The sequence below is a fragment of the Spongiibacter sp. genome (assembly GCF_041602295.1).
Taxonomy (GTDB): domain Bacteria; phylum Pseudomonadota; class Gammaproteobacteria; order Pseudomonadales; family Spongiibacteraceae; genus Spongiibacter.
Window position 1 is genome coordinate 1 of sequence record NZ_JBFIGO010000138.1, and the last position, 5868, is coordinate 5868.

Sequence of the window (5868 nt, forward strand, 5' to 3'; positions counted from 1 at the left end):
GACACGACGAAAGTACACGCCGAAAACATTACCGAAACGTAACATAGCAGCAAACGGCGACTCGGCAAGCGACGCTTTACAAACTGTGCGCTGTGACACTGTTTGCGCCGGCCTCCTTCACGTCTGCAGGCGGCACAAAAAACCCGGCACGGAGCCGGGTCTGGAGGATGAATATGCTGGAGGGTTGGCGGCGCTAGCGGCCCTTCCAGTTGGGCGGGCGCTTTTCCGCGAAGGCCGTGGCCCCTTCAATGGCATCTTCACTGGCAAACACCGGCAGGGCGATTTCATTCTGCTTGCTAAACAGCTCCTGCGCCGACCACTCCGCCGACTCCCGCATAATCTGCTTGCTGGCCAATACCGCCATCGGGCCATTGGCGGCAATTTTCGCCGCCAGCGCGCGAGCCTCGGCCAAGGCCTGGCCGGGCTCGACAACGCGGTTAATCAGCCCCAGCGCATAAGCGCGATCGGCGTCGATAGCATCGCCGGTCAGCGCCAGTTCCATCGCCACGCGGCGGGGAATTTGCCGCGGCAAATTCAGCAGACCGCCGGCGCCGGCCACCAGGCCGCGTTTCACTTCCGGTATGCCAAATTTGGCATTGGCGGCGCTGACAATCAGGTCGCAGCTAATGGCCAGCTCAAAGCCGCCGGCCAGCGCGTAGCCCTCCACCGCAGCAATCAGCGGCTTGCGCGGCGGCGCCTCGACCAGGCCGGCAAAGCCGCGCCCCTCGATCATCGGCAACTCACCGGTGACAAAGGCCTTGAGGTCCATGCCCGAACAAAAACTGCCCTCGGCCCCGGTCAGAATGGCCGCGCGAATATCGGCATTGCCATCCAAGTCCTCCATCGCCTGCGCAATACCCTTGGCCACCGCCAGGTTGACGGAGTTTTTCGCCTTGGGCCGGTTAATCGTTACCAGCATCACCCCATCGTCAATACTGACCAGTACTTCATCTGCCATCCTGTACTCCTTTTTATGGTTATCTTGTGGCGTTATTTGCCGCTAAAAACCGGTTTCCGCTTTTCAAAAAATGCACCGATGGCCTCGGCCGCATCGTCACTGCCCAGGCAGGTATTCTGCGCGCTCGCCTCTGCCATAAAGGTTTGCTGAAAGGTCTGCGCCGCCGCGCCGCGCAGCAGCGCCTTGGTTTCGCGCAGCGCAATCGGCGCACGCTCTGCCAACGCCGCCGCCCAGCCCTGCGCCTCGGCCAGCACCTGATCGGCATCGGCCAGTTTATTCACCAAGCCCAACTGCAGACACTGCTCGGCATTTAATTTTCCGCCCTCGGCAATAAACGCAAAGGCGCGCTGATAGCCCATGCCGCGCAGCAGATTCCAGCTGGCGCCGCCGTCGGGCACCAGACCGACATTCGTGAACGCCATCACCATAGTGCCGCTGCTGGCCATCACCGACAGATCGCAGTGCATGGCCAACGCCGCGCCGATCCCGGCCATCACCCCCGGCACGGCGGCAATCACCGTCTGTTCCATGGAGGCAATCAGATTGAAAATGGGCAGGTACTCATCCAGCAATTGCCGCTCGACGGTCTGCCCCGGCCCCGGCCCTTCAGTCAGGTCGGCGCCCGAGCAAAAGCCGCGCCCTTCCGCGCCGATCACAATGACCCGCACACCGCTCATTTGATTGGCCTCGCGCAAGGCCGCGAGCAAGTCGCTGCGCATTTGCCGAGTAAAGGCATTGAGCGCATCCGGGCGATTCAGGCGAACCGTCGCCACATGGCCATCGCGGCTGAGTAGTACTGTTGCTCTTTCTGTCATGCTGTTCTCCTTGAGAGTTCGTTGCCGTCGCCGGCGCGATCAGTCCGCGTGTCGTCGTCTTCCCCAGCCGCTTGTTAAGCCCCGCCTTCGACGATATCCACCCCCATCTGCGCCAGCGGGCCAGTCATGCCACCGAGCTGCTTGGCCTTGTCGTTGGAGGCATTGCCCTCCAGGGCGCGTTTGTACACCCCCTGCAAAATCGCGCTGAGGCGGAAGAAGGAAAAGGCCAGGTAGAATACCCAATGGTCGATGCCGTCGATACCGCGACGCTGGCAATAGCGCTGCACATATTCGGCCTCACTGGGAATCCCCAGCGCCTGCCGGTCTACATCTCCCAAACCGGGTATCGCCGCGCCGCCGGGCAGACGCCACTGCATGCACTGATAGGCCAGATCCGCATAGGGATGACCCAGCGTCGACAGCTCCCAGTCGAGCAATGCAATCAACTCGCTGCTGCCCTTGGCAAACATCATATTGTCCAGGCGGAAGTCGCCGTGCACCAGGCACACCTGGCCGTCGTCTTCGGGAAGATTGGCTTCCAGATAAGCAATCAGCGTCTCCACCGACTCCAGCCGCTGGGTTTCGCTGGCGCGGTACTGCTTGGTCCAGCGGCTGAGCTGGCGCTCAAAGTAATTGCCCGGCTTGCCGTAATCCCCCAGGCCAACGGCCTCAACATCGATGTTGTGCAGATTGGCCAGCAGCTGATTCATATTGTCGTAGATCTCGGCGCGCTGTTCGGGGCGGTGATCAGGCAGCGCCGCATTCCAGAAAATATCGCCGTCGAGGTAGTCCATCAGATAAAACATCGAGCCGACCACGCTGTCGTCATCGCAGAGTATGCGCATGGTGGGCACCGGCACCGCACTGCCGGCCAGCGCCGACATCACGCGAAACTCGCGATCGACCGCATGGGCCGACTTGAGCAGTTTTCCCGGTGGCTTGCGGCGCAGTACATAGGCGCCGCTGGCGGCATCAATACGGTAGGTGGGATTAGACTGCCCGCCGGGGAATTTTTGCGCGGTCAGCGGCCCCTTAAAGCCCTCGACATTGGCCTCCAAATACGTGCAGAGCGAATCGGTATCCAGTTCAAACGCAGCCATGCTATCTCCTTTATGCCTCACCGCTATAGCGGTTGATAATCTGTTTGCCCAGCGCCATTTGATGCACCTGATCCGGGCCGTCAGCCTGGCGGCACCAGCGCGCGTAGTTAAAGGCCTCGGCCATCATATAGTCTTCGGTAAAACCACCGGCGCCGTGCAGCTGCATACAGCGATCGATCACCGTCTGTACCAGCAGTGGCACCGTGGTCTTGGTGGCCGCAATCATGTCCACCGTCGCCATTGGCCCCTGCTCATCAATCAGCTTGCAGGTTTTCAGAATCAGCAGCCGCGCCATTTCGATTTCGGAAAAACTGCGGGAAATCTCCTCGCGCACCGACTGGTGACGACTCAGCGGCCGGCCAAAGGTTGTACGCGACACCGCGCGCTTGCAGGCCAGCTCCAGCGAGCGCTGGGCGGCGCCAATCAGTCGCATGCAGTGGTGCATGCGGCCGGGTGCCAGTCGTCCCTGGGCAATTTCAAAGCCGCGCCCCTCACCCAATAACACGTTCTCCAGCGGCACCCGCACATTGTTAAAACGCATCTCGGCGTGGCCCACCGGCGCGTCGTCGTAGCCAAAGGTGGTCAGCGGCCGAATAATCTCTACGCCTGGCGTGCCCTTGGGCACCAGCACCTGGGTCTGCTGTTTGTGGCGGCTGGCGTTGTCCGGGTCGCTCTTGCCCATCACAATAAAAATCTGCGTGCGCTCGTTCATCGCCCCGGTGATAAACCACTTGCGGCCATTCAACACCCACTCATCGCCGTCTTTTTCGATGCGCAGTTCGATATTGGTGGCATCGCTGGACGCCACCTGCGGCTCGGTCATCGCATACGAGGAGCGAATGTCGCCATTGAGCAAGGGCGTCAGCCACTGCTCGCGCTGGGCGTCAGTGGCGTACTTCATCAATACTTCCATATTGCCGGTATCCGGCGCGCTGCAATTGAACACCTCCGCCGACCACAATACCCGCCCCATTTCCTCGCACAGCGGGGCATAGTCCAAAAAGCTCATGCCACCGCAATCACTGTACTGGGCGTATTCTTCGGGTACGAATAAATTCCACAGGCCGGCCGCCTTGGCCTTGGCTTTCAGCTCGTCCATCAGCGGCATCGGCGCATAGCGGTTATCCGCCTGCGCCAGCTGTTCGGCAAAGGCCTTTTCATTGGGGTAGATATGCTCAGCCATGAACTGCTGCAGGCGTGCAAGTAAGTCCTGTGATTTGGCAGACGCTCGTAAATCCATCGTTGTCTCCTTAAAGGGCAGTGCGCTGGCGCGGTGAATTGGGCGCTCGGCCGCAGCTAGGTATAGGTAATCAAATGGCGGTCCTGGGGCTGTTCCAGGTGGGGCACGGCATTAAAGCTGTTGAGCTGAAAGGCGCCGCTTTTACAAAAATACTGGCTGATGCCGGTATTGCGCGCCTGCAGATTAATCTCAATCATTTTCTCCACGCTCAGCCCCAGCACCTCACGCAAAATGGCGCTACTGGCGCCGCCGGAGGTAACGACCAACACCCGCCCCGACTGCGCGGCAATGCTCGCCATGGTGCCGCGAACCCGGGCTTCAAACTGCGCCCAGCTTTCCTTTACACCGGGAATTTCATCCCGACTCCAAGCCAGCAGGGCGCGCCGCAGCAGGCGATAGAAATCCCGCGCATCGTTTAAATCCAACTCTTCATCGAGCGTCGGCAAATAGGCTTCCACCATCGAGTGGAAGTCGTATTCATTCAGCCCGGCCAGCTCCTCGGCATTCGGCGTTGTCATCAGCACATCGCGCAGGCCCGCCAGGGTTTCCCGGTGGCGGCGCATACTGCCGGTGTAGACCGCGTCGAAGTGCAACTCGCGGGCCTGACAATACTCGCCCAACAGGCGCGACTGCTCCCAACCGAGCTCGGTCAGCCGGTCGTAATCGTCGGTACCAAAGGCGGCTTGGCCGTGGCGCACTATATAGACTTCACTCATAAGCTCTCCTTCTATGCACTATGCAGTCTATGCGGCCCCTGTTAATTAATTAAATTTATTTTTATTATTCACAAACATAAGCAAGACTAATACCTACCGCAGCGTCAACGAGCCCCCGCCATGAACCTATCGCGTATCGACCTGAACTTATTTGTGGTGTTCGACGCCATTTACACCCACCACAGCCTGACCAAGGCCGCCGGGGTATTGCACGTCACCCAGCCGGCCGTCAGCAATGCGCTGGCCAGACTGCGCAACACCCTCGACGACCCGCTGTTTGTGCGCAGCCCCCAGGGCATGAGCCCAACCCCACTGGCCCGCCAGCTGATTACCCCGGTGCGCGACGCGCTGCGCGGTCTCAACCAGTGCGTACAGGCCCGCCAGCAATTCAATGCCAGCCAGGCCCGGCAAACCTTTCGCGTGCACGCCACCGAGCAGGCCGAGATATTCCTGCTACCGCGCCTGCTGGAGCGGCTGCAGCACAGCGCGCCCGGCATCGACCTCGAAGTGGAATTTATGCGCCGCCGCGAAATTCCACTGGCGCTGGCCAGTGGCGAGCTGCAGCTGGCCATCGACGCACCGCTACTGAACAGCGGCGAGCTGGTCTACCGCCCACTGCGCCGCGACCACTATGTGTGCGCCATGCGCGAAGACCACCCGCTGCGCGAACAGGACTTCGACCTGGAGGCCTTCCTCAACGCCCGCCACATCCACATTTCCAGCCGCAGCCGCGGCTCTGGCCATGTCGATCTGGCACTGCGCAGTATCGGCCGTCAGCGCCGCATTGCCCTGCGCCTGCAGCACTACTCCAGCCTGCCCGCACTGCTGACGCAAAGTGACTATATCGCCGCCATCCCCAATACCCTGGCCAGACAGTGGCCCTGGGTTATCCGAGCACTGCCCTTTGACTGTCCGTCGCTGGAATTGCAATTGTTCTGGCACAAAAGTGCCGACCACGAACCCAGCATCAGCTGGCTTCGCGAGCAAATACTGGCCTGTTCGGGAGAGATAAACGAGGCGCTGCCGGGCTGAACCCCGC

The 5868-nt window shown here is 60.7% G+C and carries 6 protein-coding genes; 1 reads left to right on the plus strand and 5 read right to left on the minus strand.

Features of this window, described 5'->3' with window-relative positions; all coding sequences use genetic code 11:
- Nucleotides 1–193: 193 nt before the first annotated feature.
- The 5 genes from ABYM29_RS14470 to ABYM29_RS14490 all read right to left on the minus strand — a co-directional run bounded on the left by ABYM29_RS14470 (nucleotide 194) and on the right by ABYM29_RS14490 (nucleotide 4829).
- Complete coding sequence (locus tag ABYM29_RS14470) at nucleotides 194–958, minus strand: crotonase/enoyl-CoA hydratase family protein (protein WP_372865495.1); 765 nt, start codon at nucleotides 956–958, stop codon at nucleotides 194–196.
- Nucleotides 959–990: 32 nt separating this feature from the next.
- Nucleotides 991–1773, minus strand: a complete 783-nt coding sequence (locus ABYM29_RS14475; RefSeq protein ID WP_372865497.1) for an enoyl-CoA hydratase/isomerase family protein — start codon at nucleotides 1771–1773, stop codon at nucleotides 991–993.
- Between the two features lie 74 nt (nucleotides 1774–1847).
- A complete protein-coding gene (locus ABYM29_RS14480; RefSeq protein WP_372865498.1) occupies nucleotides 1848–2873 on the minus strand; it encodes a phosphotransferase family protein in 1026 nt (341 codons plus the stop codon).
- A gap of 10 nt (nucleotides 2874–2883) precedes the next feature.
- Entirely contained in the window at nucleotides 2884–4113 is a 1230-nt protein-coding gene (locus tag ABYM29_RS14485) for an acyl-CoA dehydrogenase family protein (protein WP_372865499.1), read from the minus strand.
- A 56-nt stretch (nucleotides 4114–4169) separates the two neighbouring features.
- A complete protein-coding gene (locus tag ABYM29_RS14490) occupies nucleotides 4170–4829 on the minus strand; it encodes a histidine phosphatase family protein (RefSeq protein WP_372865500.1) in 660 nt (219 codons plus the stop codon).
- Nucleotides 4830–4949: 120 nt separating this feature from the next.
- Here ABYM29_RS14490 and ABYM29_RS14495 point away from each other — a divergent pair, with 120 nt between their 5' ends.
- Nucleotides 4950–5861, plus strand: a complete 912-nt coding sequence (locus ABYM29_RS14495; RefSeq protein ID WP_372865501.1) for a LysR family transcriptional regulator — start codon at nucleotides 4950–4952, stop codon at nucleotides 5859–5861.
- The last annotated feature ends 7 nt before the right edge of the window (nucleotides 5862–5868 follow it).